17 protein-coding genes and 3 pseudogenes are annotated in these 20,962 nt (G+C 60.1%); 7 read left to right on the top strand and 13 right to left on the bottom strand.

Features of this window, described 5'->3' with window-relative positions; genetic code table 11:
* The first annotated feature begins 432 nt into the window (after nucleotides 1-432).
* Complete coding sequence (locus JOH52_RS33835; protein WP_014531209.1) at nucleotides 433-1,200, top strand: DUF3800 domain-containing protein; 768 nt, start codon at nucleotides 433-435, stop codon at nucleotides 1,198-1,200.
* 220 nt (nucleotides 1,201-1,420) lie between these two features.
* Here the strand turns inward: JOH52_RS33835 and JOH52_RS33830 are convergent, their stop codons facing one another.
* The 11 genes from JOH52_RS33830 to JOH52_RS33780 form a co-directional block, all read right to left on the bottom strand.
* Nucleotides 1,421-2,173 (bottom strand): SDR family NAD(P)-dependent oxidoreductase, encoded by a 753-nt coding sequence (locus JOH52_RS33830; RefSeq protein WP_014531208.1) that lies wholly within the window; start codon nucleotides 2,171-2,173, stop codon nucleotides 1,421-1,423.
* 4 nt (nucleotides 2,174-2,177) lie between these two features.
* Nucleotides 2,178-2,930: an SDR family NAD(P)-dependent oxidoreductase gene (locus JOH52_RS33825; protein WP_014531207.1), complete on the bottom strand. Its 753-nt coding sequence runs from the start codon at nucleotides 2,928-2,930 to the stop codon at nucleotides 2,178-2,180.
* Entirely contained in the window at nucleotides 2,927-3,958 is a 1,032-nt protein-coding gene (locus JOH52_RS33820) for a proline racemase family protein (protein WP_107010539.1), read from the bottom strand. Before JOH52_RS33820 ends, JOH52_RS33825 begins: the two co-directional genes overlap by 4 nt.
* Entirely contained in the window at nucleotides 3,955-5,424 is a 1,470-nt protein-coding gene (locus tag JOH52_RS33815; protein WP_107010538.1) for an aldehyde dehydrogenase family protein, read from the bottom strand. The genes JOH52_RS33820 and JOH52_RS33815 overlap by 4 nt, the downstream gene beginning before the upstream one ends.
* Before the next feature lie 7 nt (nucleotides 5,425-5,431).
* Complete coding sequence (locus tag JOH52_RS33810; RefSeq protein WP_014531204.1) at nucleotides 5,432-6,130, bottom strand: SDR family oxidoreductase; 699 nt, start codon at nucleotides 6,128-6,130, stop codon at nucleotides 5,432-5,434.
* Nucleotides 6,131-6,142: 12 nt separating this feature from the next.
* Nucleotides 6,143-7,375: an NAD(P)/FAD-dependent oxidoreductase gene (locus JOH52_RS33805; protein WP_014531203.1), complete on the bottom strand. Its 1,233-nt coding sequence runs from the start codon at nucleotides 7,373-7,375 to the stop codon at nucleotides 6,143-6,145.
* A 60-nt stretch (nucleotides 7,376-7,435) separates the two neighbouring features.
* Nucleotides 7,436-8,314, bottom strand: coding sequence for a dihydrodipicolinate synthase family protein (locus tag JOH52_RS33800; RefSeq protein ID WP_014531202.1), 879 nt, complete (start codon nucleotides 8,312-8,314; stop codon nucleotides 7,436-7,438).
* A gap of 36 nt (nucleotides 8,315-8,350) precedes the next feature.
* Nucleotides 8,351-9,019, bottom strand: coding sequence for an amino acid ABC transporter permease (locus JOH52_RS33795; RefSeq protein ID WP_014531201.1), 669 nt, complete (start codon nucleotides 9,017-9,019; stop codon nucleotides 8,351-8,353).
* Nucleotides 9,020-9,030: 11 nt separating this feature from the next.
* Entirely contained in the window at nucleotides 9,031-9,699 is a 669-nt protein-coding gene (locus JOH52_RS33790; protein ID WP_014531200.1) for an amino acid ABC transporter permease, read from the bottom strand.
* Nucleotides 9,700-9,710: 11 nt separating this feature from the next.
* A complete protein-coding gene (locus JOH52_RS33785; RefSeq protein WP_014531199.1) occupies nucleotides 9,711-10,481 on the bottom strand; it encodes an amino acid ABC transporter ATP-binding protein in 771 nt (256 codons plus the stop codon).
* Between the two features lie 61 nt (nucleotides 10,482-10,542).
* Nucleotides 10,543-11,376, bottom strand: a complete 834-nt coding sequence (locus tag JOH52_RS33780) for a substrate-binding periplasmic protein (RefSeq protein ID WP_014531198.1) — start codon at nucleotides 11,374-11,376, stop codon at nucleotides 10,543-10,545.
* Nucleotides 11,377-11,573: 197 nt separating this feature from the next.
* On the opposite strand from JOH52_RS33780, the gene JOH52_RS33775 reads away from it, so the two are divergent.
* The 3 genes and pseudogenes from JOH52_RS33775 to JOH52_RS33770 all read left to right on the top strand — a co-directional run bounded on the left by JOH52_RS33775 (nucleotide 11,574) and on the right by JOH52_RS33770 (nucleotide 14,288).
* Nucleotides 11,574-12,293: a GntR family transcriptional regulator gene (locus tag JOH52_RS33775; RefSeq protein ID WP_014531197.1), complete on the top strand. Its 720-nt coding sequence runs from the start codon at nucleotides 11,574-11,576 to the stop codon at nucleotides 12,291-12,293.
* Nucleotides 12,294-12,295: 2 nt separating this feature from the next.
* A pseudogene (locus tag JOH52_RS36400) lies at nucleotides 12,296-12,379 on the top strand (pyrroline-5-carboxylate reductase); the annotation flags it as partial.
* Nucleotides 12,380-12,827: 448 nt separating this feature from the next.
* Nucleotides 12,828-14,288, top strand: a complete 1,461-nt coding sequence (locus JOH52_RS33770) for a hypothetical protein (protein ID WP_017266172.1) — start codon at nucleotides 12,828-12,830, stop codon at nucleotides 14,286-14,288.
* Here JOH52_RS33770 and JOH52_RS33765 read toward each other — a convergent pair.
* A complete protein-coding gene (locus JOH52_RS33765) occupies nucleotides 14,183-17,155 on the bottom strand; it encodes a Tn3 family transposase (protein WP_012881181.1) in 2,973 nt (990 codons plus the stop codon). The two genes, JOH52_RS33770 and JOH52_RS33765, sit on opposite strands and share 106 nt — an antisense overlap.
* Before the next feature lie 40 nt (nucleotides 17,156-17,195).
* On the opposite strand from JOH52_RS33765, the gene JOH52_RS33760 reads away from it, so the two are divergent.
* Together JOH52_RS33760 and JOH52_RS33755 are read left to right on the top strand one after the other, a co-directional pair.
* Nucleotides 17,196-17,924, top strand: coding sequence for a recombinase family protein (locus JOH52_RS33760; RefSeq protein WP_012881182.1), 729 nt, complete (start codon nucleotides 17,196-17,198; stop codon nucleotides 17,922-17,924).
* Nucleotides 17,921-19,282, top strand: a complete 1,362-nt coding sequence (locus JOH52_RS33755; protein ID WP_012881183.1) for a DUF7986 domain-containing protein — start codon at nucleotides 17,921-17,923, stop codon at nucleotides 19,280-19,282. Before JOH52_RS33760 ends, JOH52_RS33755 begins: the two co-directional genes overlap by 4 nt.
* 667 nt (nucleotides 19,283-19,949) lie before the next feature.
* Here JOH52_RS33755 and JOH52_RS33750 read toward each other — a convergent pair.
* Nucleotides 19,950-20,126: pseudogene (locus JOH52_RS33750) on the bottom strand (response regulator); the annotation flags it as partial.
* Between the two features lie 94 nt (nucleotides 20,127-20,220).
* On the opposite strand from JOH52_RS33750, the pseudogene JOH52_RS33745 reads away from it, so the two are divergent.
* Nucleotides 20,221-20,628 (top strand): annotated as a pseudogene (locus JOH52_RS33745) (cyclic nucleotide-binding domain-containing protein); the annotation flags it as partial.
* Nucleotides 20,629-20,962 lie beyond the last annotated feature (334 nt).

The raw sequence follows: 20,962 nt of genomic DNA, 5'->3' as shown, positions 1-20,962 counted from the left end.
TTCCACCATGGCATTAGTCGACGCGCCGGCCGCAAGATCCGAAGCATTACCGTCAACCCCGTAGGCGCCGCAGCGTCTGTCCTCGCGCATGCGAAGAACTTCACAGGCCACGTCGTCGTCGATATGCTTCTGCCTACTTCACTATCGACGCCAGCGTCATCCGGACTTGTCACGTTCGCACCCGGTGCTCGAACAGCGTGGCATAGCCACCCGCTTGGTCAGATGCTGATTGTCACAGCAGGAAAAGGGTGGGTGCAACTGCAGATTACTGCGCAACATAAATGCTCGAGCACACAGATCATCAGGTCCAAACCTTGAGCGGCGATCGAAGTTGCGGAGCCCAGTACTCAGCCTGTCCGCCTTGAACAGATTCGAATCTCCGAGCCCGCCATCATTGATGAACCTTTTGAACGACTCAGCTAAACGAAGGGGATGAGCTTCAGCAATTTCATCATCTATGTCGACGAGAGCGGCGACCATAGCCTCACATCCATCGATGAGAATTATCCCGTTTTTGTGCTCTCGTTCTGTATCTTCGAAAAGGCCCAATACTCTGCGCAAGCAAGTCGAGACCTGCAGGACTTCAAGTTTAGATGGTTTGGGCACGATAGCTTTGTGCTGCATGAAAGCGACATAGTGAAGAGGAGATTCCCGTTCGGCTTCCTACAGTTCGATGACATTCGAGAACGCTTTCTGAACGATCTCTCCGCGGTACTGGAAACGACGCCGATGACGGTGATTGCAGCTGTCATACGAAAAGATGCCTTGAAGCGGCGGTACACCAATCCAGAGAATCCATATCAGCTCGCACTGCTGTTCTGCTTGGAAAAAGCCAACGAGTTCCTACGTTTTCATGATGACAGAGGCGAATGTCACGTGGTTTGCGAATCTCGCAGTCCCCGTGAAAAACCTGGGCGGGGCAAAGAAGATCTGGAACTCGAAGTGGAGTTCCGCAGAATTGTCGCGGGCCAACATTTTCTGCAATCTTCCGGCGTTGCGATGCCCGATTTCGAGATCAACTTTGTGTCAAAGCAGGCAAATAGCGCTGGTCTACAGTTGGCCGATCTCATCGCTAGGCCCATCGGCCTTCGGATCCTACGTCCCACCCAGCCAAACCGAGCCTTCGAAATAATTCAGCGGAAGATTTGGAGAGGGCCGGAAAACAACAGCATGTGGTACGGGCTCAAGGTGTTCCCATGAAAAAGCGAAAGGCCCCGGACTAGCCGAGGCCACGACGCCGACCGGGAACGAACCCCAATCCATTTAAACTTGAATATAGAGTGCCCATCGCCGGATCGCAAGGTGTTTCGCTGAGGTGAGGCGAACCCGTCCAGTGGGAGCGGTCTCTTCAGGCTCGGCATCAAGGGGTTCCCGTTGATACATGTGCGATTTCGCAGCGCAAAGGCGCACGTTCGCCTACTTAGGCCACCGCCTGAGCCCCGGTTATCTCGACAAGCGAGCCGCACATGAAGGCGGCCTCGTCCGAGGCGAGAAAGGCGACGAGAGCGGCCACTTCCTCCGGCTTTCCGATCCGGCCGAATGGAACGAGTTTGTCGAGGTCCGCGATGGTGCGGCCCGACCGCTTAACCCCGGCCTCCAGCATTGGCGTGTGAATTTCACCCGGGCAGACGGCGTTGACGCGGATCTTGTTCGGCGCATAGTCGCGGGCGAGGTTTTGCGTAAAGCTCGCCACTGCCGCCTTGGTCACGTTGTAGGCGATGTGGTTCGGAGCCGGGTAGAGCCCCCATTGGGAGGCGGTGTTGACGATCGCGCCGCCGCCGGCCTCGATCATGTGCGGAAGTGCGGCCTGGCACAGGTGAAACATCGAATCGACATTGACCGCAAAGCTCAGCCGCCAGTCCTCGGGCGTCAGCGACAGGAGGTTGCCACGGCGGTTTATGCCAGCATTGTTGCAGAGCACATTGATGCGGCCCTCGGTCGCGATGACATTCTCGATGATCGCCCGGCAGCCGTCTGCGGTCGAGATGTCACTGGCGAACACCCGCGCCCTGCCTCCCTCGGACACGATCTGGGAGACGATTGCGTCCGCACCCTCGCTGTTCATATCTGCGGCGATGACCTGGGCTCCTTCAGAGGCGAAGCGGGCGCTGACGGCACCTCCGATACCACCGGCGGCGCCGGTGACGATGACAACCTTGTCCTTAAAACGCATGCAATTACCTCATGTAGCTGCCGCCGTTCACGTCCAGCACGGCGCCGTTGAGCGAAGCCTGCGAGGGGCGGAAAACGAAGGCGGTAATCTCGCCGATTTCTTGCGGGTCGGCCATCCGGGCGATGGGGATGCCGGCCAGGGCTGCTGCATCGCCGTGCTCGGCGATATAGGCTTCGGCCATTTCTGTGCGCACCCAGCCGGGCGCCAGCGCAACCGAGGTCACACTCTCATGCCCATGGCTTTGCGCGATGGATTTGGTGAGATTGATCAGGGCGGCTTTCGAGGCACCGTAGGCCATGGCGCTGGAGGTGTAGCCGCGCTGACCCGCCCGGCTCGCCATATTGACAATCCGGCCGCCGCCATTGGCGCGAAAATGCTGGATGGCGAGCTTCGACAGATCGACCGCCGACAGAAAATTGACTCGCATTTCGCGGGCCCAGACCTGCTGCCATTCGTCCATTGGCGCGTCGACCGCGACCTCCGAGCGGATGCCAGCGTTGTTGACCAGGCCCGTCAGCGTGCCGGCGGCTGCGATGGCCTGATCCCACAACTCCTGTGGACCGACTGGATTCGAAAGATCGGCCGATACAGCCCAGCCCCTGCCATCCAGCATCTTCACCAGCGCCTCTGCGGCATCGCGATTGCGGCCATAGTGGACGACGACATTCGCGCCGTCCGCAGCAAGAGCGCAGCAAATCGCCTGCCCGATGGCGCCAGTCGCGCCGGTGACGAGGATGGTTTGTTCAGCAAGTTTCATAGCTCGCCCACCTGCGGACCCCAGGTGTCCGACATTGCAAACCCTTGCTGAAACGGATCCTGCGGATCGAGCCGCAATTGCTGGAGACCGAAGACATAGCCCTGGCCGGTGATGCGCGGCAGAATAGCGGGGCGGCCCCCAACCGTGGTCTCGCCCAGGATCTCAGCCGTGAAGGTACCGCCGATAATGCTGCGCGAAAACCGCTTGTCGCCGGTTCTTGCCTGCCCCCTCGCGTGCAGGATCGCCAGATTGGCCGATGAGCCCGTGCCGCAGGGCGAACGGTCCACGCGGCCCGGCTTCAGTGTCGTACATGTGACAACCGAGCCGTCCGGCTGATAGTCGCGAAACATCACATAGGCGATCTCATTCAGGCTTGGGATCTCCGGATGACACACCGCGACCTGCTCGGCCAGCAGAGCCTTGATTTCGGTCCCCGCCTCGGCCAGCGCACGAGCTGCCTCAGGCACGATCCGTAGCCCGATTTGATCGACATCGATCTGGGCGTAGAACACGCCACCGAAGGCAATGTCGCCGGTGATAAGGCCCCATTTCGGCGTCTCGATCGCAACGTCGAGCTGATGGACGAAGGCCGGCACATTGTCGAGGCTGACCGACAAGCACCGTCCGCCTTTGCATAGTGCGCGGGCGACGATTAGCCCGGCGGCCGTATCCAGCCGGACAATCGTCTCGGGCTCCGTCATGGCGACCCGACCAGTTTCCAGAAGCGCGGTTACCACGCAGATGCAGTTGGAACCGGACATCGGGTGGGCGCGATCGGGCTGCAGCACGATAAAGGCCGCATCAGCATCCGACCGGGTCGGAGGCAGCAGCAGGTTCGTGGTGTGGACGACCTGCGCGCGCGGTTCTCGCGTCAGGAACAGACGCAGCGACGGGTCTACATTGTTCAGATGGTTCATCTTGTCGAGGATCGTCGCGCCCGGGATTTCCGGTGCCCCACTGACAAGGACGTTGCCGCTTTCCCCTTGGCAATGGACCAGTAGTATATCGAGCGCCTTGTCGAAGATCATTTCAGATACCATCCCCACGGCTCGTCGCTGACCAGACGCGTGATCTGCTTGGTCTCGAGATAGTTGTCGAGGCCCCAGCGGCCGAGTTCACGGCCGATGCCGGACTGTTTGTAGCCACCCCATGGTGCTTCGGTGAAAGTCGGTTGCGAGCAGTTGATCCACACGATCCCGGCGCGAAAGGCGGTAGCGACGCGCTCGCAGCGTTCATCGTCGGCCGACATGACCGCGGCGGCAAGGCCAAAGCGCGAACCATTGGCAAGACGGATCGCTTCCTCTTCGGTTTGGAAGGGCCGGATGCAGACGACGGGCCCAAAGATTTCCTCCAGCCAGGCATCGCTGTCGAGCGCCATGTCAGTGACGATGGTCGGCGCCACCCAAAAGCCTTTGTCGAAGCCGTCATACTTGCCGCCGCAGGCGACGGTCGCCCCCTGCTCGACGGCGCGGGCGACATGGCGGAGGACATCATCGTATTGCCCTTTGTTGACGAGTGGGCCGAGCAGCGTGCCTGCCTCAAGTCCGTTGCCCATCTTGACCTTCTTGGCTTCCTCCACCAGACGCTCCAAGAGCTGCGGATAGAGCGGGGCTTCCACAAGAACGCGCGAGGTGGCCGAGCAGACCTGGCCCTGGTTCCAGGAAATGCCGAACATGATCCATTCGACCGCCTTCTCGATATCGCTGTCGGCGAAGACGACGAACGGCGACTTGCCGCCGAGTTCCAGGCTGATGCGTTTGATGTCCCGCGCGCCGGCGGCCATAATGCGCGAGCCGACTGTGCCCGAACCGGTGAAGGCGACCTTGTCGACTTGAGGATGTTCGATCAGCGCCTGTCCAACGACAGAGCCTTTACCCGAAAGGATGTTCAAAACGCCTCTCGGCAGGCCAACCGCCTCGGCAATGACGCCGAGCTCCAGCGCCGTCAGCGAAGTGGTTTCGGCGGGCTTCAGGATCATGGTGCAGCCGGCCGCCAGCGCTGGCGCGACTTTCCACGAGGCCATGAGGAGCGGATAGTTCCAGGGAACAATGGCAACGGCGACACCGAGCGGCTCGCGCACGGCCTTCGAGACGAAGCGCACATCCGAAAGCTTCACCTCTTCGACCTCGCCATCCAGCTCCTCGGCAAGGTTGGCATAGAAATCAAAGCAGCCGGCAGCGTCCGTCAGGTCCCATTCGGACTCGGGTAACGGCTTGCCGTTGTCGCGGGTTTCCATGCGCGCCAATTCCGGCAGGCGATCACGGATCTCTCGCGCCATCGCACGTAGATATTTTGCGCGCTCCTTGCCCGAAAGGCGCGGCCAGGGGCCATTGTCGAAGGCTTCGCGTGACGCTTTCACCGCCATCTCCGCTTCCGCAGCGCCGGCCGCGGCGATGTGGTGGAAAACCTCCTCAGTCGCTGGATCGATCACCGGAAGCATGGCCCCGTCGACTGGAGCGACCCACTGGCCATCGATGAAAAGCTTGTTCTGCATGGTGTCCTCACATGTGACGCGTCAGCCCGCCATCGACTCGAAGGCTCTGGCCGGTGATGTAGCTGGAATCGTCGCTGAGCAGGAAAGCCGCAGCCTTGGCCTGTTCTTCAACCCGGCCGATCCTCTTGAGCGCTGTCAGATCTGCAAATTTGCCGACATCGAGACTGTCGGTGAAGCCTGGGAGAAGGCAGTTCATGCGGATGTTCTTCGGACCGTAGCGGTCCGAATAGAGCTTGGTGAAGGAGGAGACCCCGGCGCGATAGACACAGGACGCAGGAAACCAAAGTGACGGCTCGAACGCCGCATAAGTCGTGATGTTGACGATCGAACCACCGCCCTGCGCCTCCATCACCGGTGTCACCAGCCGTGCCATTCTGATGACCGACTTGGCGATCATGTCATTGGCGAGATCCCAGTTTTCGTCGGTGATCTCGAGAAGGTCGCCTTTTGGGGGATGGCCGGTATGGTTCAGTACCGCGTCGATCCTGCCATAAGTGGACATGGCGAGATCGGCGATGCCCTTGAGATCAGCAGCGCTTTGCGCCACGCCACGGCGGGCGATGCCGCCGAGCTCTGCGGCCAGCGTTTCGCAATTTTCCGAAGGCGACATCAGGACGAGCTTGTAGCCGCGCGCGTGCATCTCACGCGCCACCGCCGCGCCCATGCCTCTGCCGCCACCGGTGATCAGGCAAACCTTATCGGTCATCGAGAACTCCTTTCAAAACCGGTCGATGCGATAGGGACGTATATCGACGGGCGGTGTCGCGCCGGTGATCAGATCGCCCATCAGCCGCGCGGTGGTTGCCGCATAGGTGACGCCCAGGTGACCGTGACCGGTGGCGTAGAAGACACCTGGTGTCTTCGCCGATGCCGAAATGACTGGAACGGTATCCGGGAAGGCCGGGCGATGGCCCATCCACTCGGAAAAGTCCTCACAGCGCAGGTTGGGCAACGCCGTCTGCGCCCGCCGAACGGTAATCTTTGAACGCCGATAGTCGGGTGCGGCATCGAGACCCGCCATCTCGACCGTTCCGCCGACGCGGATGCCGCCCGCCGTCGGTGTGACCATGAAGGCCCGGGCAGGCCAGATGATTGAGTGACGCATGGAAATGCCGGGCGACATGATCTGCGTGTGATAGCCGCGCTCGGTTTCGAGCGGCATCGGTTCGCCCAGCATCTTCGACAGCAAGCCGCTATGAGCCCCAGCGCAGATCACCACCTCATCGGCGGCAATAGGATCGCCGCCGACAAGCCGGACGGCGGAGATGCGGTCGGAGCGGTCGAAACCGCCCACCGCACCGCGCCGAAACTCGCCGCCGAGCGCGGTGAAGCGCTGCGCAAGGCTCTGCACAAGGCGAAACGGGTCGCGAAGGCTCCGGTTTTGTGGCAAGAGCACGGCGATACCAATGCTCTCGGAGAGTTCCGGCTCCAGTTCCCGCGCTTGAGTGCCCGTCAGCCGCCGGTGCGGTAAGTCGAAATGCTCCAGTATTTCGATATGCTCGCGGTCGGCGCGGAACTCCGCCTCGCTGCTATAGAGCGAGAGGCAGCCCTCCTCCGTCAGCTCACCCTCCAGTCCCGTCTCGCGCAGCAGCGGCAGCAGGTCCTCATAGACGCGCTTACAAAGAACCGCCCCCTGGGCCTCAAGTTGACGCAGCTTGCTGGGCCGAGACGCCGCAACGAAGCGAGCGAACCAGGGAAGTAGTTTCGGCATGTAACCGGGGCGGACCCGAACCGGTCCTTCCGGATCAAGCATCCAGCCCGGGATCTGTTTCCAGATCGACGGGCGCGAGGCCGGCATGAACTCCGTCACGGCGATCGACGCCATGTTGCCGTAGGACGCGCCACATCCGACCTCGCCCTTGTCGAGCAGGACGACCCGCCGCCCACGCTTTTGCAGTTCGTAGGCGATGGTCGTACCGATAATGCCCGCGCCGATAACGACGGTGGTCATGCTGCGCTCTCCCGTCAGGCTTCAAGATCGGCCGGGCGCGAGCCGCCCGGCCATGGCGGCTCACCAGTTCAGGATCGGTTCCATAGCGGCGCGGAACTCGGCCTTTTCGTCATCCGTGAGGGGCCCAAGCGGCGCGCGGCACTCGCCGACCGGCAGGTCCTGCAATTCGCAGCCATATTTGATCTTCTGGACGAACTTGCCGGACTCGAGGATATTCATCGCGCGGTAGAGCGTCTTCATCATCTCGCGGCCCTTGTCCAAATCCCCCGACTTGTAGGTTCGGTCGAGATCGCAGCAGGCCTTGGCCATGCAGTTGGACGGGCCGCAGATCCAGCTGTCCGCACCCCAGAACATGAAATCGAGCGCGATGTCGTCCGACCCGCTGACGAGCTGGATCTTACCCTCATAGCGGCTTGCGATGTCGATCGCGCGCTGCAAGACGCCGGAGCTTTCCTTGATGCCGATAACGCGCGGATTGTCCGCGAAATGATCCATCAGTTCGAAGCTGATGTCCGAGCCATCCTTTGCGGGGTAGCTGTAGAGCACGAGATTGACATCGACTGCGGAAAGCACGGTCTCGTAATGCTTGATGAGCTCTTCCTGGGTCGGGCGTGTGTAGAAGGGAGGCGCGAGCAGGACCGTGTCGTAGCCGATCTCCTTTGCCATCGCGGTCTGTTCAATGACTTCGCGCGTGGCAGGTGCGTTCGTGCCGGCGATCAAAATTTCACCCGGCTTGGCGAAGTCCTTGACGACCTGGAGAACTTCCCGACGCTCCGCCGTCGACTGGCTGAAATATTCCCCGGTCGAGCCGTTCGGCACCCAGCCTGTAACCCCCGCGTCGCGCAGGTGGACAAGCAGCTTTTCCAATGCCTTGAAGTCGATCTTGCCCTTGGCATCGAAGGGGGTGACGAGTGCGGGCATGACGCCTGAGAGTTTCATGAGGGTCTCCATTTTGGGTCCAGGCGGTTGGCGCGTTCAGACGGCCAGCCGCTTGAGAATGCGTTGTTCGACAACCGTGACGGCACGCGTTAGCGGAAAGGCGATGACGAAGTAGATCAGCGCGACGACGGTCAGCACCTCGACCGGCCGCGCCGTGTTGTTGGAGATGTTCTGGCCAACGAACATCAGGTCCGCCATGCCGACGGCCGAGACGAGCGCGCTTTCCTTGAAGAGGCTGACGCAATTGGAAAGCAGCGTGGGTGCCGCGCGCAGCACCGCCTGCGGGAGAACGACGCTCGTCGTCCGGACCCAAGGAGAAAGCCCCAGCGCCACACATGCGTCCAGTTGCTCACGGCCAACGGATTTGAGCGATGCCCGGAACGTCTCGCTGCTGATCGCGCCCATGTAGAGCGTAAGGGCAATGATGCCCGACGCCATGTTGGAGAGTTCAACGCCGAGGATCAGCGGCAGGCAGAAGAAGATCCAGAACAACTGCACGAGCACGGGTGTGCCGCGGAAGAATTCTACGTAGATGCCGGAAACGCCCCGCAGCATGGCTCTTTTCGATGTGCGGGCAAGCGCCAGCAGGAAGCCGAGAACGCAGCCGAGCACGATGCAGATCAGGGTGAGCTTGAGTGTGGTCCAGAGGCCGAGAAGGAGAGCCTCCTGGAACTTGAGCACGATCGCGAAGTTGAAGCTCATCATCGTTGGTCTCCTCAGCTTGCCATGGCTTCGCGGCGGCGTTCCAGATAGCCGACGATCTGCGAGACCGGAAACGACAGGGCAAAATAGACGAGCGCGACGATGGTGAAGGTTTCGATCGGACGATAGGTCTGCGTTGCGAGTGTCTTGCCCTGATACATTAGGTCCTGAACGGCCACGATCGCGACCAGTGCGGATTGTTGGAAGATGCCGATCCCGTTGGTGAGCAGGACCGGGATTGAACTGCGGACCGCCGTCGGCAGGACAATGTAGAGGATCCGTTGGAACGGGTTGAGGCCGAGCGCTATACCCGCATCCAGCTGCTCTCGGGGAACAGCCTGGATCGAGGCGCGATAGGCCTCGGCATTGAAGGCCGCGAGATTGAGGCCAAGCGCCATGATGCCCATCGTCACCGAGCCGAGGAAAACATTGAACAGCATCGGGACGCAATAGAAGAACCAGACGATCTGGATGATCGCCGGCGTGCAGCGGAAGAATTCGATGAAGAGGGTGACAGGGAGCCGTATCACTGCCCAGCGGCTCATGACGAGCAGTGCAAGCAGGAAACCGAGCGTCAGCCCAATGACGTTGGCCGCGATCGTGAGTTGAACCGTAACCCAGAGGCCTTCCCAGAGCGGTCCGAAATTGCGAAACACGGACGCGAAGTCGAAACTGTAATTCATGACGTCGCTCCTCAGTGTTTGATGTGGAAGACGCGCTCGATAAATTCGCGGGTGCGTTCCTCTTTCGGCGCCCCCAGCACCTGTTCCGGCGGACCATCCTCGACGACCACGCCACCGGCGCAGAAGATCACGCGGGAGGCAATGTTCTTGGCGAACCACATGTCGTGAGTAACGATGACCATCGGCATCTGCTGCTGGGCGAGCTGCATGATCACCTGCTCGACTTCGGCGACGAGCTCGGGATCGAGCGCCGAGGTCACCTCATCGAACAACATCAGCCTTGGATCGAGCATCAGGGCACGGGCGATCGCCACGCGCTGTTTCTGGCCGCCTGATAGCTGGGCCGGATAGGCATTGGCCTTGGCCGCCAGTCCAAAGCGGGTGAGCAGCGCCATCGCCCGTTCGCGAGCTACCGCCTTGTTTTCGCCCCTCACCTTCGTCGGTGCTAGGATCAGGTTACTGATCACGTCGAGATGCGGAAACAGCGTGTAGTGCTGGAACACCATGCCGATCGAGCGTCGCACCTTGGCATCGATGACGGTCTTGCCGGAGCCGTTTGCGGAGATGTAGGGCTTACCGCCGAAGAGGATCGAGCCGCTATCGATTTGCTCGAGCCCCATTAACACCCGAAGAAGAGTCGACTTGCCACCGCCGGAGGGGCCGATGACGACGACACGGTCGCCGGCCTTCATCTCGATATCCAGGCCTTGCAGCACCTGTATGACGCCGCCATAGCTCTTGTGCAGTCCCTCGATTTTGACCAGCGCAGCTGTGTCCGACATCGTCCCAACTCTCCTCCTTAAGACAGGGAGCGGAGCCGCCGGGAGGCGGCCCCGGCACGGTTCAGTTGCTGGCCTTCAGGACCTGGTCGACGGCCTTGCGGATCAGTTCCTCGACGTGGCCGGTCGCGACCCGCTCTTCGAGGAAGATATTGACCACTTCAACATCCGCGGCGGAGAGTTGATGCGGCAGGCCAAAGGCAACGCCCTGCTTTGCGAGGGCCGGCGTCGGGTTCATCGCAACCGCCCAATCCGGGTTCGATTGGGTGAACAACTGGTTGGTATCTGAGGCATCGACGAGAACGTCGGCCCGACGGGAGACCACGGCGAGACGCGTTTCGTCATTAGTCGGAAGACGCAGGATCGTCGCGGTTTTGACTGCGGCTGAAATCGCCTTGTCCTGGGCCGTGCCGGACATGACGGCGAGCGTAACATCGGCCTTGTCGATGTCGGCAACCGAGGTGGCGCCCGCCGGAATCTTCGGATTGTCCTTGTTGTACGCGAGAGAGATCTGGTACTCCATCGCCGGGATCGAAAACTGCACCGCCATGGCGCGCGCCGGCGTGCGATTCAGCGCCAGGGAGAGATCCCATTTGCCGGCCTGAAGCCCCGCGACAATGTTGTCCCAAGTCGTATCGACGAATTCTGGCTTCACCTGCAGCACTTCAGCGAATTCGCGGCAGAGATCGGCGAAGAAGCCGGAATACTCACCGCTGGCCGGATCACGCATCACATAGGGCGGGGCAACCGCGGCGCCGCAGCGCAGCGTGCCGGATTTCTGAACGCCCTGCCAATAGCCTTCTGCCGTCTGAGCCGAGGCAGTCGCAGTCGAAACACCCAACGTCAGGGCGAGCGCCGCCGTCGCCCGCAGAGCGGACGTCATCATCTTTGAAAGCATGTGCATTCCCCATTTTAAGCGCTGTAAGCGCGTTCCACCCGTCGGCTTCGGCCGTTCTTGCGGTCGTTTTTTGTCGGCTCCGTGTCGACTGGTAAAAATATGTCGTCTCGCTGTCGACAAAGTCAAGCAGAAATTTTACGATTGATGACGGCCTGATTTTCTGGCCCAATGCCCGCCGCTGACGAAAAGGGACGTAAGTGTCTGAGGAACTTGAATCGAAACGGGTGCGCGGCACCGGTTGGAAAAATGTCTACGAGACGCTCCGGGGCGAGATCCTAGCGCTGAGCCTGCCGCCGGGCCAACTGCTCGACGAGACCACACTCGCGGAACGCTTCGACATGTCGCGCTCACCGGTGCGTGAGGCGCTGATCCGGCTGGCCGGCGAAGACCTCGTGGTGACGCTCTCCAACCGCAGCACCATCGTCGCGCCAATAGAGGTGGCGAGCTTCCCGAAATACGTCGAGGCCCTCGACGTCGCCCAGCGCATGAACACACGCCTTGCCGCGGCCTTACGCACTGACGCGGACCTGAAGATCATCGCCAAACGGCAGAAGGAATTCGAGGCCGCGGTGAAAACCAACGTGCATCTGAAGATGTCGGAAGCCAACAAGCAGTTTCATATGGCCATCGCCTATGCAGGCAAGAATCCCTATCTCGCCTCGTTCTACGAGCGGCTTTTGAACCAGGGGCAGCGCATGCTGCATCTGCATTTCGAATACCTGGAGCGCACCGGCGACGGTTATCTTCTGACCGACGAGCACGAACTGATGCTCGAAGCCATCAGGGCCAAGGACGTCGAGCGCGCTGACGAACTGGCGCACGCCCACACGCGGCAGTTCCAAGACAATTTCATCGCATTCCTGCGCGAAAACTACACGACCGACGTTTCCCTTGGTTCGCGAGCCGCGGCGGAGTAATCATGCCACTACCTGAGAAGGTTGGCTTCATCAGAACCGGTGCCATCACCGATGCTATGATGCGTGGACTGCTCGTCGAGCCTTCTGGGTCTTGAAAGGACTCGAACTGCGGACCCCGCCGGCTGAAATGCTATGTTACTATCCAGTTTGGTGGTTCGTTGAGCCCCGAGTGTTCCTGACGATACATTATGCGATCTTCTTGGCCCAGAACGTGAACATCCTAGCAACAAGCCGTTCGCCGCTCGTGAAGAACGGCTCCCTTCAAACACCGTGCACTTTGGCTACCGACGCGATTTAGTAACCCGAAGCGGACAATAAATTCGTTAGCACGGACGGCGGGTGTGCGCCCATTTCGGTCGTTGGAGCAACCACACCGACGCCTGGAAGCGGACGTCGATCACAGCGGAATTCACGACGCTAGAGATCTGCGTAGAATTCCCTTGAATTCTCGGCGACCATGACCGCTCTGGACCGAACCCAAGTTGAAGCTAACGCGAGTATTTCGTAAGTTATCTGCTCGAAAGAGGGCAGGTTATGAACGAAGCAAGATATTCCGGAGCGCCTGCCGCTCGAGGGGGAGCCGGCACCTACATCGAGGGGGAACTTGGCGCCTATTACATGCTGGCCATGCTCGCCGGCAACGAGGCCCGTGGTGCGCCCGGTGGCACGATAAATCGCATCCAGTTTCAGGCCGCCGATTCCGGATACGCGCTCGACGACCTAGTGCTGCACTGTTCGTCATCTGATGGACCGCTGGTGCTTGAGATCCAGTCCAAGCGCACGATCACATTCTCTGGCAAAGACCCTGTTTTCCTTGCCGTCTGCCAGCAAATAGCCGAGACGGCGGGTAACCCCGACATCGCCGAGGATCGACATCTTCTAGCGGTCGCCACCCAACGGACGAGCGCCAAGATTTCGGGGCCTTATCAGGACGTTCTGGAGTGGGCCCGCGCAGTCGCAAACAGTGCAGACTTTTTTGCCAGATTGTCCGCCACCGGCATCGCATCTGAAGCAATGCGGGACTTTGTGACTACATTCCGCGCCAATGTCGTTGCGAATGGCATTGCTGATGACGATCAGACGATCTGGAAGCTATTGCGACGCTTCCGGATACTGGAATTTGATTTCGAATCTGGGGCACCACAGGCCCGCGACCACGCGCTGCTCGTCGCTCGTCACGTGTTGTCGGCGCAGGATCAGCATCGGACAGAAGCACTCTGGGGCAATTTAATCGAGATAGCGATCTCCCAGGGAAAAGCCGGCGGCTCGCTCGACAAGGCACAGCTCCAAGCAATGCTGACCCGGCTGCATTATTCTTTGTCAGGCGACAGGAATCTCGCGCCAGCCAGGGCGAAACTGGCTGAGGCCAGCACTCACGCCCTGGCAGACATAGGACGAGATGTCGGGGGGGTGCATTTGCCTCGGCAGGTTGTGGTCGATGCGATCGATGAAGCAATGGATGGCCATAGGCTCATCCATCTGCGCGGCAATGCCGGCGTTGGCAAATCATCGGTCTTCAGGACGATCGCTGAGCGGGTTTGGCTCGCGAACGATGCGCTTGCATCCCTCGGCACCCCGAAAATTATCGAAGTTGGGGACCTTAGTGATGACGAAGTTCAAGCGCTGCAGGAGCAAGCACCACAACTCAAGGCGCTGCTGAAATCTCATCATCCCGCCGCAAGCATCTCGCGCAATCTGTACCGCCTGTCTCGACTGCTAAAGGTCGGAGATCCCAGCAGCATCAGGACGGAAGCAGACCTGGCGCTGGATTGGTGGCGCACTGCGGATGGAGCGCCCAGGCGGGAAATCTCCTCTGCGCAGAGGTTGCTTTCGGATCTGGTCGACGTCGCGCTTGGTGCGGGTAGGCGCAGGATACGTGTAAAAACCGGTCACACGGGCATATCGAACGGCAGAGGGACTGGGGCGAGCGGCTTTGGTATATCCTCCATGTCGATGGAGTATTTCCCGAAGCGTCGGATTTTCGCTCGAACATAGGGGCTTAGGGAGGCAGCCAGCTCCGGCGTGACGGGCAGACCGTCGGCAGCCATGGAGTTGATCACGTCCGTCAGGTCGGCGACATTGGATAGCATGATGGCGTTGGCGACAAGGCTTGCATATTTGACCTGCTTTTCCTGCTCAACCGGATCGCCGCTCTTGATGACGGGGCCACCGAAGGTAATCCAGTCGAGAAAGTCGTTGAAGGATTCGATCTTGGTCGTTTCGGCGCGAATGGAGCGCCGGACCTGCGGATCGGAGATATAGCGCAACAGAAACAGTGTCCTTTCTACCCGGCCAAGTTCCCGGAAGGCCTGGTAGAGCCGGTTTTTGCGGTTGTGCGAGCTGAGTTTTCGCAGCAACATCGAGGGCAGAACCAGACCCGCCTGAATGGAGAGGATCACTTGCATCATATCCTGCCAGTGCGTTGCGATCAGCCTCCAGTCGATCTCACGCGTGAGGAGCGCGTCGATATGATCGTACCGCATCGATTTATCGGGACGGTAGAAGGTAACATCTCCCCAGTTACGCATGCGCGGCATCAGCTTGATCCCAAGCAGGCGCGCCAGACCGAAGACCGGCTCGCTCTGGCCTTGCGTGTCGGCGTGCAGGGTGTCCGGCTGAACGGTGGAGCGGTTCTTCAGAAGCCCGTCCAGGATATGGATGGCTTCCCAGACCCCGCACGGAATGAAGGTGGTGAACAACGCGACGTAATTGTCGGCGATGTGGTGGTAAGCGATGCCACCATAGGCGCCATAGCGGATATGCTGGGACCCAAGGAGATTGTTTTCGCGCAGCGGCACATGCGTGCCATCGGCGATCGCCGACTGGCCGGCGCCCCAGAGCTTCGGCAGTTCGAAACGAACATAGGCATTGATCAAATCGGTCATCGCGGCCTCAAGCCTGGCCGCGTCGATATGCTGGGCATTGAGCCGGCGCAAAGTATCGGCGCTGGCGATGCCGACAGCGTGACGGGCGGTCTGGACCGGACCGAGGTTGCAGCCATACCCGAACACGGTGAGAATGTAGCGCTGCAGCGCCCTGGCAATCTTCGGATTGGCCCCCGATGGCGGGCCGAAGTGGCGGGTGAAGGCCGTCCAGCTGGTGCTGTCCTTGAGAATATCGAGCAGGTGCCGTTCGCGCATGCGGGCATGAACTTCGGCTTCGAAGACCATACCTCCTTCTGGCCGGCTGGATGCCTTCTGTTGTTTCAGGCGCGGCACGCCGACTGCGTCGATGCTCAATTCCGTATTTTCCGGAAAGCCTGCGTCCACCGCGGTGGCTGCTGCCATCAGCTGCTCCTTCATCCACGTGGCAAACTCCTCCCCGGAGCGCGGCAGTCCAAGGTCGGTGCAATAGTCGGCCAGGCGTGCCGCGCAGTCCGACCAGGACAGGAGCTGGGTGCGGTAATCATCGAAGGTCTCGGCCCCGACGACAAAGAGATCGCCGGCTTGCAGCGCATCGGCCAGATGGACGAACACACAGACTTCAAGCGCGCGCCGATCCAGATTGACGCCCGTCTTGCGCCGTCTCACCACAAAGCTTTGCCATCGCTGCGAGGCGAACGACAGATCGATGTCATAGGCCAGTTCGTCGCGGCGAGCGCTCCTGTTATCGATGACGATGCTCAGCGCTTCCAGCAGGCTGAGGTCCTGCGTCGTCGAACGGATGTCCATGAGGTCGAGCAGCCTGAACAGCAGGGCACGGACCTTGGCATGGATCGACCACAAGAGCGGCAGGTCGTTGTTGTGGTGAAAGGCCGAGACAGTCTCGCATTGCTCCGACAAAGCATCGAGGCCGCCGCGTTCCGCCAATACGGCCCTGATTCGACGGCCAACTTCCGTGTCGTTTTCGCTCTGCCTGGCGTTCTCCAGCACCTGTCCCAACACCGTGATCAGTTTCTCCTCGATCTCCCGGTGCTGGTCCTGCAGGGCCTTGAGCTTTTCCCTGGCGGCGTTCTGGGTTTTGCGCACCCGGCGCAGCAGCATCTCGATCAGTTCGTCGCGACACTGCGCGCGGGCCTGCTGGATCAGACAGAGAAGAAGAGTGTGACGCTTGCCAGGTCGGCTGATGTCCAGAAGATCACTCACCTCCATGCTGCGGGCTTCGGCGGCAAACTGACGGCGCTTGGTGTGGGTTATGTCCTGAAGGAGAGGATCGGGATCGAGCATGCCGGTCAGCCATCCAAGCCGTTCCGTCCAAAGCTTGATGGTTTCGGGGCGCGCGGGACCTGGGGCGTGCTTGAGACGGTTGAAGCTGGTTGTCACCGCCCCGGGCGCAACGACCAGCAGCCCATCCAGCAAGGTGGCATCTTCCTCGCCCAGACGCTCCGCGGTCCGGGCGTAGATCGTCGTATGAACCTTTGTGCGCAGGTGATTGGCGAGCCGATCCAATGTGCTGAATGCCGGCAGATCGATCGATGCCTTGCCCAGAACCTCGATCGCCAGATTGATCAGGTCGGCCGGGTCGCTCATCGTCGACGCCGCTTCCGTGATAACGGCCGTCAACAGATCCTCGCCCCCCTCGTCGTAGGCCACGATATCGAGAAAGGTCCGGACCGCCATCCGATACCGGTAGAGCGTCTTGTCTCCGGTGCCTTCAACAACGCAGGCCAGCGGCTCGGTCAAACCGAGTTGTGTCGCCAAATGTGCGATCGTTTCTGCGTGGAGGTCGGCCGGCGACGCAAAGAAACCGAGATCCTGGCGAGCCTTCAGCAAAACTGCCAACGCCAGACGACCGGAAGGGCCACGCGCCTTGCCACCAATGAAGACAAAATCGGCTTCGCTCAGGCTGTACCGGTGCTCCAGTTCCTGCCGGGTGAGGCGCTCTGCAGAACGTGGGTAGGCCGTGCGGTCGATCGCTGTCATAAGATGTCCAGAAAAGGGTCTGCCGAAGGGATGGAAAAAAGTGCGCAAAATAAAGGCTTCGGGACATAGCGATCCGCCGTCCGGAAAGGAATACATTAAAGGACGGCGTAGCCCAACATCCACACCGCAGAAAAACCATGCGGCGCTCTATCTGCGCGTTTCCACGCCCGACCAGAAACCGGACCTGCAATATGACGGACTGCGTGCTTATGCCGAGCGCGCCGGCCTCACCATCGTCGGGGAATATTGTGACATCGCCGTTTCCGGCCGCCGCGAAGGACGCCCCAAGCTCAACGCCCTGATGACCCGCGCCAGGAACCGTGAACTCGATTGCGTTCTGGTCTGGAAGTTCGACCGTTTCGCCCGCTCTACCCGCCATCTCCTGACGGCGCTCGAGGAATTCGACCATCTCGGCGTGCGCTTCATCAGCCTGCAGGACCAGATCGATACCGCAAGTCCCATGGGACGGGCGATGTTCACTATCATCGGCGCCATGGCCGAACTGGAATCATCCCTGATCAGCGAGCGCGTCACCGCCGGAATGCAGGCGGCCCGATCGCGCGGCAAGCATCTCGGCCGGCCAAGGCTTAGCTCCCGTCTGGTCGAGGAAATCGAGACGCTCGCAACATCCACTGTTCTCAGCATTCGCAAGATACAGGAGGCAGTCGATGGTCGGGCCAGCCGGGGCCGTATCGGCGAGATCGTCAGACAGGCACGATCACACAATCAAAGTGGCACGCGCCCTATAGCGCCGGAGGACCATCCATGAACGCAAACGGCTTCAATCTGAGCGCACTTGTCAAATTCCTCGGCCGTGACGACTGGGCGCTTCAGTTCGAGGAGGTGATGGGCGACCACTTCTGGCCCGTCATGGACGAATTCGGCCTCGATCACGAGGAGATTGGCGAGGTTCTCGGCGACCATTGGGCCATGACCCTTTGGGGATGCGCCTTCGAGGATTTCCTCACCCAGGTCTTCGAACCAGACGGCCGGACCTTCGTCGATATCTTTCTCAAGAGCCGGGGATTCAAGGAAACCGCACGTAGCAAGACTTATTTGAAGGCGATCAGCACCTCCGTCATCAGCCTTTACGAGGTTTGTGAGATCGTGCCCGGCAAATCCTTCCTGGCGCGCGACCTTTTGCGGGGCGGCGACCCCGTGACGGTCAGCGAGGGAACCGCCACCCAGACCCTGCGGCAGTGGGAAAAGATCGCCGCCCGCATCGTGGAGGTCGGTGGCACGAACATCATAACCGGTGGTATTCTGCCCTATTCGCCGGAGGCGTCCGAAGCCCTTCTCGAAGGGCTCAGGGAAATGTCCGGCAAGAAGCGATCCCGCAAAAAGCTGATCCTTGACAACGACACGTTGCGCCCGGCAGCTCCGCTGTTCACTCATGCCTGGCTGTTTGATACCTTGCCCAGGGTGCTCGGCGAGGTTCAGCCGTTCATCTGCAACAGCGATGGCGACAACATCGTGTTTCATGAGGTGCGTTTCCCCCTCGAAGTCGGCATCACTGAGAAAGACATCGCCGACCGCTTTGCCGGATTGGACGACCTGCGTCAGGAAAATCCGCAATTCTGGAACTGGCTCGGCCGACCGCCGGCCATGGGCCCAGCCAGGCCCGAACACCCGAATGCGCTTGTCGCCGGTGTCACATTGGAAGACGGCACGCCTGTCCTCGGCAACCTCGAAATCAAGGGACGTTTTCTCGTCCTCATGGTCAATTCTGCCGAGCGAGCCCAAAGGGGCGCCGAGCTCGTGCAAAACATCCTCGGAAAAATGGTCCGCACGCCTCTCTCCGCTATCCAGACCATCGAACAGTTGAAGGCCGCGCATCAGGGCAGAAGGCCATCGGCAGACGATATCCCGCCCGAAGTCGCAACCCCACTCGTCCACGCCATGTTCGACAAGCAATATCGCGCCACATTGGACCAGCCCGTCGCCATGCTCGGCGATATCTCCCCACGCGCCGCAGCCCGCACCAAAGACGGTCGCTTGAAAGTTGCCGACTGGCTCAAATATCTCGAACTGCGGTCCTCGGCCGGACCAAACCCGCAAGGCCCCATGGCAACCTATGATTTTCTATGGCTCTGGAAAGAACTCAGCATCGAAGACCTCAGACGGTAGACCGAGCCACTATGACCGGTTTTTACACGTATCCTGCCCCTACCCCCTCGTGGTTAGCAACGTGGCGAAACGCCAGCCTCACGAAAACAACCTCAATTCCTCAATGAAACAAGGCGGCTCTGCCCGTAGGGATACTCTTGATCCGCTCTATCTCGACGGACACGATCTCCGCCAGCTGCCGCTCCGAGACCGCCGAAGGGCTGCGTGTTTTGAATTCCAACCGAAATAAATGGCGTCAGTCTCAAGCGGGAGTGTGAGGATCGCCTCCAGGACAGGCGGCCGGCCGGGCGTCGTTGCTCCGTGATTGCTGCGACCCGAGCGGGCGGCACGGCTGAACGCTGAGGCCATGTGTCGCCTGTGGAGAACCAGAGTTGGATGGCTTAGAGAATTCGATACCCAGGCGCTAGCAACGGAGATCGTTGTTTCGTGGGTCCATGTAAAGTTAGAACATTGTCTCCATAGTTTCTGTCAAATATTCTCTTCAATAGCTACGTCGGGCATCGGCGACGAGATTTTACTCGGTGCCCGGCGAACGTCTCGCTGGCCAGATATGACCGCTGTCTTCTTCTAAGGAAGTTTTGTTACGGACACGAATTCCAAAGCAGCCGAAGTCATTTGCCAATCTCCTTAGCCACAAGAGCGAGCCCTTAACGTCAACTCACGGGCGAGGTTTTTCGATGAAATCCACCGCCCCCGCTTTCATGGCCTCTACCGCCATGGGCACGTCGCCGTGCCCGGTAATCACGATCGACGGTATATTGATCTTGTGATCGTCGAGATTGCGCAGAAGCTCTTCGCCGGACATGTCAGGCATTCTCAGGCCCGTGACGAGAACCCCGTTTCTGAAGCAGCTAGGTAGTTACGCTTAGTGATCTAACCGAATTTCTCCAAGTCACGCGAATTGCCAATCTGTCCCCACATCAAACGGGGGATAGTCCATGTACGCCGCTGCACAAGCCAAACCACAGTCCATCGAGGCCGAACACCTTGGACCAGCCGCAATTCCTCGGCCCCATCTTGTCGCCACCTACAAGCCGGGGTGCGAGATCTATGCCCACGGTGATCTGAACTACAAGTGCTATCAGGTTTCGACCGGAGCCGTGCGTGTCTACCGCCTCCTTTCAGATGGACGCCGACAGGTCGTATCCTTTCACCTCCCAGGCGAATGTTCGGTTTCGAAGCGGGATCCAACCATTCTTTTTTCGCCGAAGCCATCACGGAAACAACACTGGCCGTCTTCGGGCGCCCAGGAGCGTTCGCGGGAGCTTCTCGCGCTCACCTTAACCGGCATGGCACGGGCTCAGCAGCATCTTCTGCTGATCGGCAGGCAATGTGCCGTGGAACGGAACGAACAAGTTGTTCGTTCAACCATATGGTCAATTTCCAGATCTAACGATTTGAAAGAAGGCTATAAGCTTTATTTTGGTCACTCCTGCGGTCCGGCACGACGTTTGCACGATCGCCCCTTGGCGTGCATCTGTCGCGCTTTCATGTGTCCGAACAACCGAACTAGTTTAAGCAACAAAGGAAGCAAGATGGCAGCTCAGCGTCAGATCGCGTTCTACGTAAGGAGGTATCGGCAAGTCTACGGCCTGCCAAAATACACTCGCCGCGCTTGTCGAGCTGGGGGCGGCTAACGCAGCTGATCCCGATCTCCGCTCTCGGACCGCAGTGAAACAA

The organism is Sinorhizobium meliloti (genome assembly GCF_017876815.1).
Classification (GTDB): Bacteria; Pseudomonadota; Alphaproteobacteria; order Rhizobiales; family Rhizobiaceae; genus Sinorhizobium; species Sinorhizobium meliloti.
Note: the sequence above shows the minus strand (reverse complement) of the source record. Positions and strands in the feature narration are given on the sequence as shown.

Excerpts from the sequence above, each read along its gene's own strand:
- JOH52_RS33830 (WP_014531208.1), bottom strand. The coding sequence starts at position 2,173 with ATGCGTTTTAAGGACAAGGTTGTCATCGTCACCGGCGCCGCCGGTGGT.
- JOH52_RS33810 (WP_014531204.1), bottom strand. The coding sequence starts at position 6,130 with ATGACCGATAAGGTTTGCCTGATCACCGGTGGCGGCAGAGGCATGGGC.
- JOH52_RS33755 (WP_012881183.1), top strand. The coding sequence starts at position 17,921 with ATGAACGCAAACGGCTTCAATCTGAGCGCACTTGTCAAATTCCTCGGC.
- JOH52_RS33780 (WP_014531198.1), bottom strand. The coding sequence starts at position 11,376 with ATGCTTTCAAAGATGATGACGTCCGCTCTGCGGGCGACGGCGGCGCTC.
- JOH52_RS33820 (WP_107010539.1), bottom strand. The coding sequence starts at position 3,958 with ATGATCTTCGACAAGGCGCTCGATATACTACTGGTCCATTGCCAAGGG.
- JOH52_RS33805 (WP_014531203.1), bottom strand. The coding sequence starts at position 7,375 with ATGACCACCGTCGTTATCGGCGCGGGCATTATCGGTACGACCATCGCC.
- JOH52_RS33800 (WP_014531202.1), bottom strand. The coding sequence starts at position 8,314 with ATGAAACTCTCAGGCGTCATGCCCGCACTCGTCACCCCCTTCGATGCC.
- JOH52_RS33765 (WP_012881181.1), bottom strand. The coding sequence starts at position 17,155 with ATGACAGCGATCGACCGCACGGCCTACCCACGTTCTGCAGAGCGCCTC.
- JOH52_RS33770 (WP_017266172.1), top strand. The coding sequence starts at position 12,828 with ATGAACGAAGCAAGATATTCCGGAGCGCCTGCCGCTCGAGGGGGAGCC.
- JOH52_RS33825 (WP_014531207.1), bottom strand. The coding sequence starts at position 2,930 with ATGAAACTTGCTGAACAAACCATCCTCGTCACCGGCGCGACTGGCGCC.
- JOH52_RS33790 (WP_014531200.1), bottom strand. The coding sequence starts at position 9,699 with ATGAATTACAGTTTCGACTTCGCGTCCGTGTTTCGCAATTTCGGACCG.
- JOH52_RS33785 (WP_014531199.1), bottom strand. The coding sequence starts at position 10,481 with ATGTCGGACACAGCTGCGCTGGTCAAAATCGAGGGACTGCACAAGAGC.
- JOH52_RS33815 (WP_107010538.1), bottom strand. The coding sequence starts at position 5,424 with ATGCAGAACAAGCTTTTCATCGATGGCCAGTGGGTCGCTCCAGTCGAC.
- JOH52_RS33835 (WP_014531209.1), top strand. The coding sequence starts at position 433 with ATGAGCTTCAGCAATTTCATCATCTATGTCGACGAGAGCGGCGACCAT.
- JOH52_RS33795 (WP_014531201.1), bottom strand. The coding sequence starts at position 9,019 with ATGATGAGCTTCAACTTCGCGATCGTGCTCAAGTTCCAGGAGGCTCTC.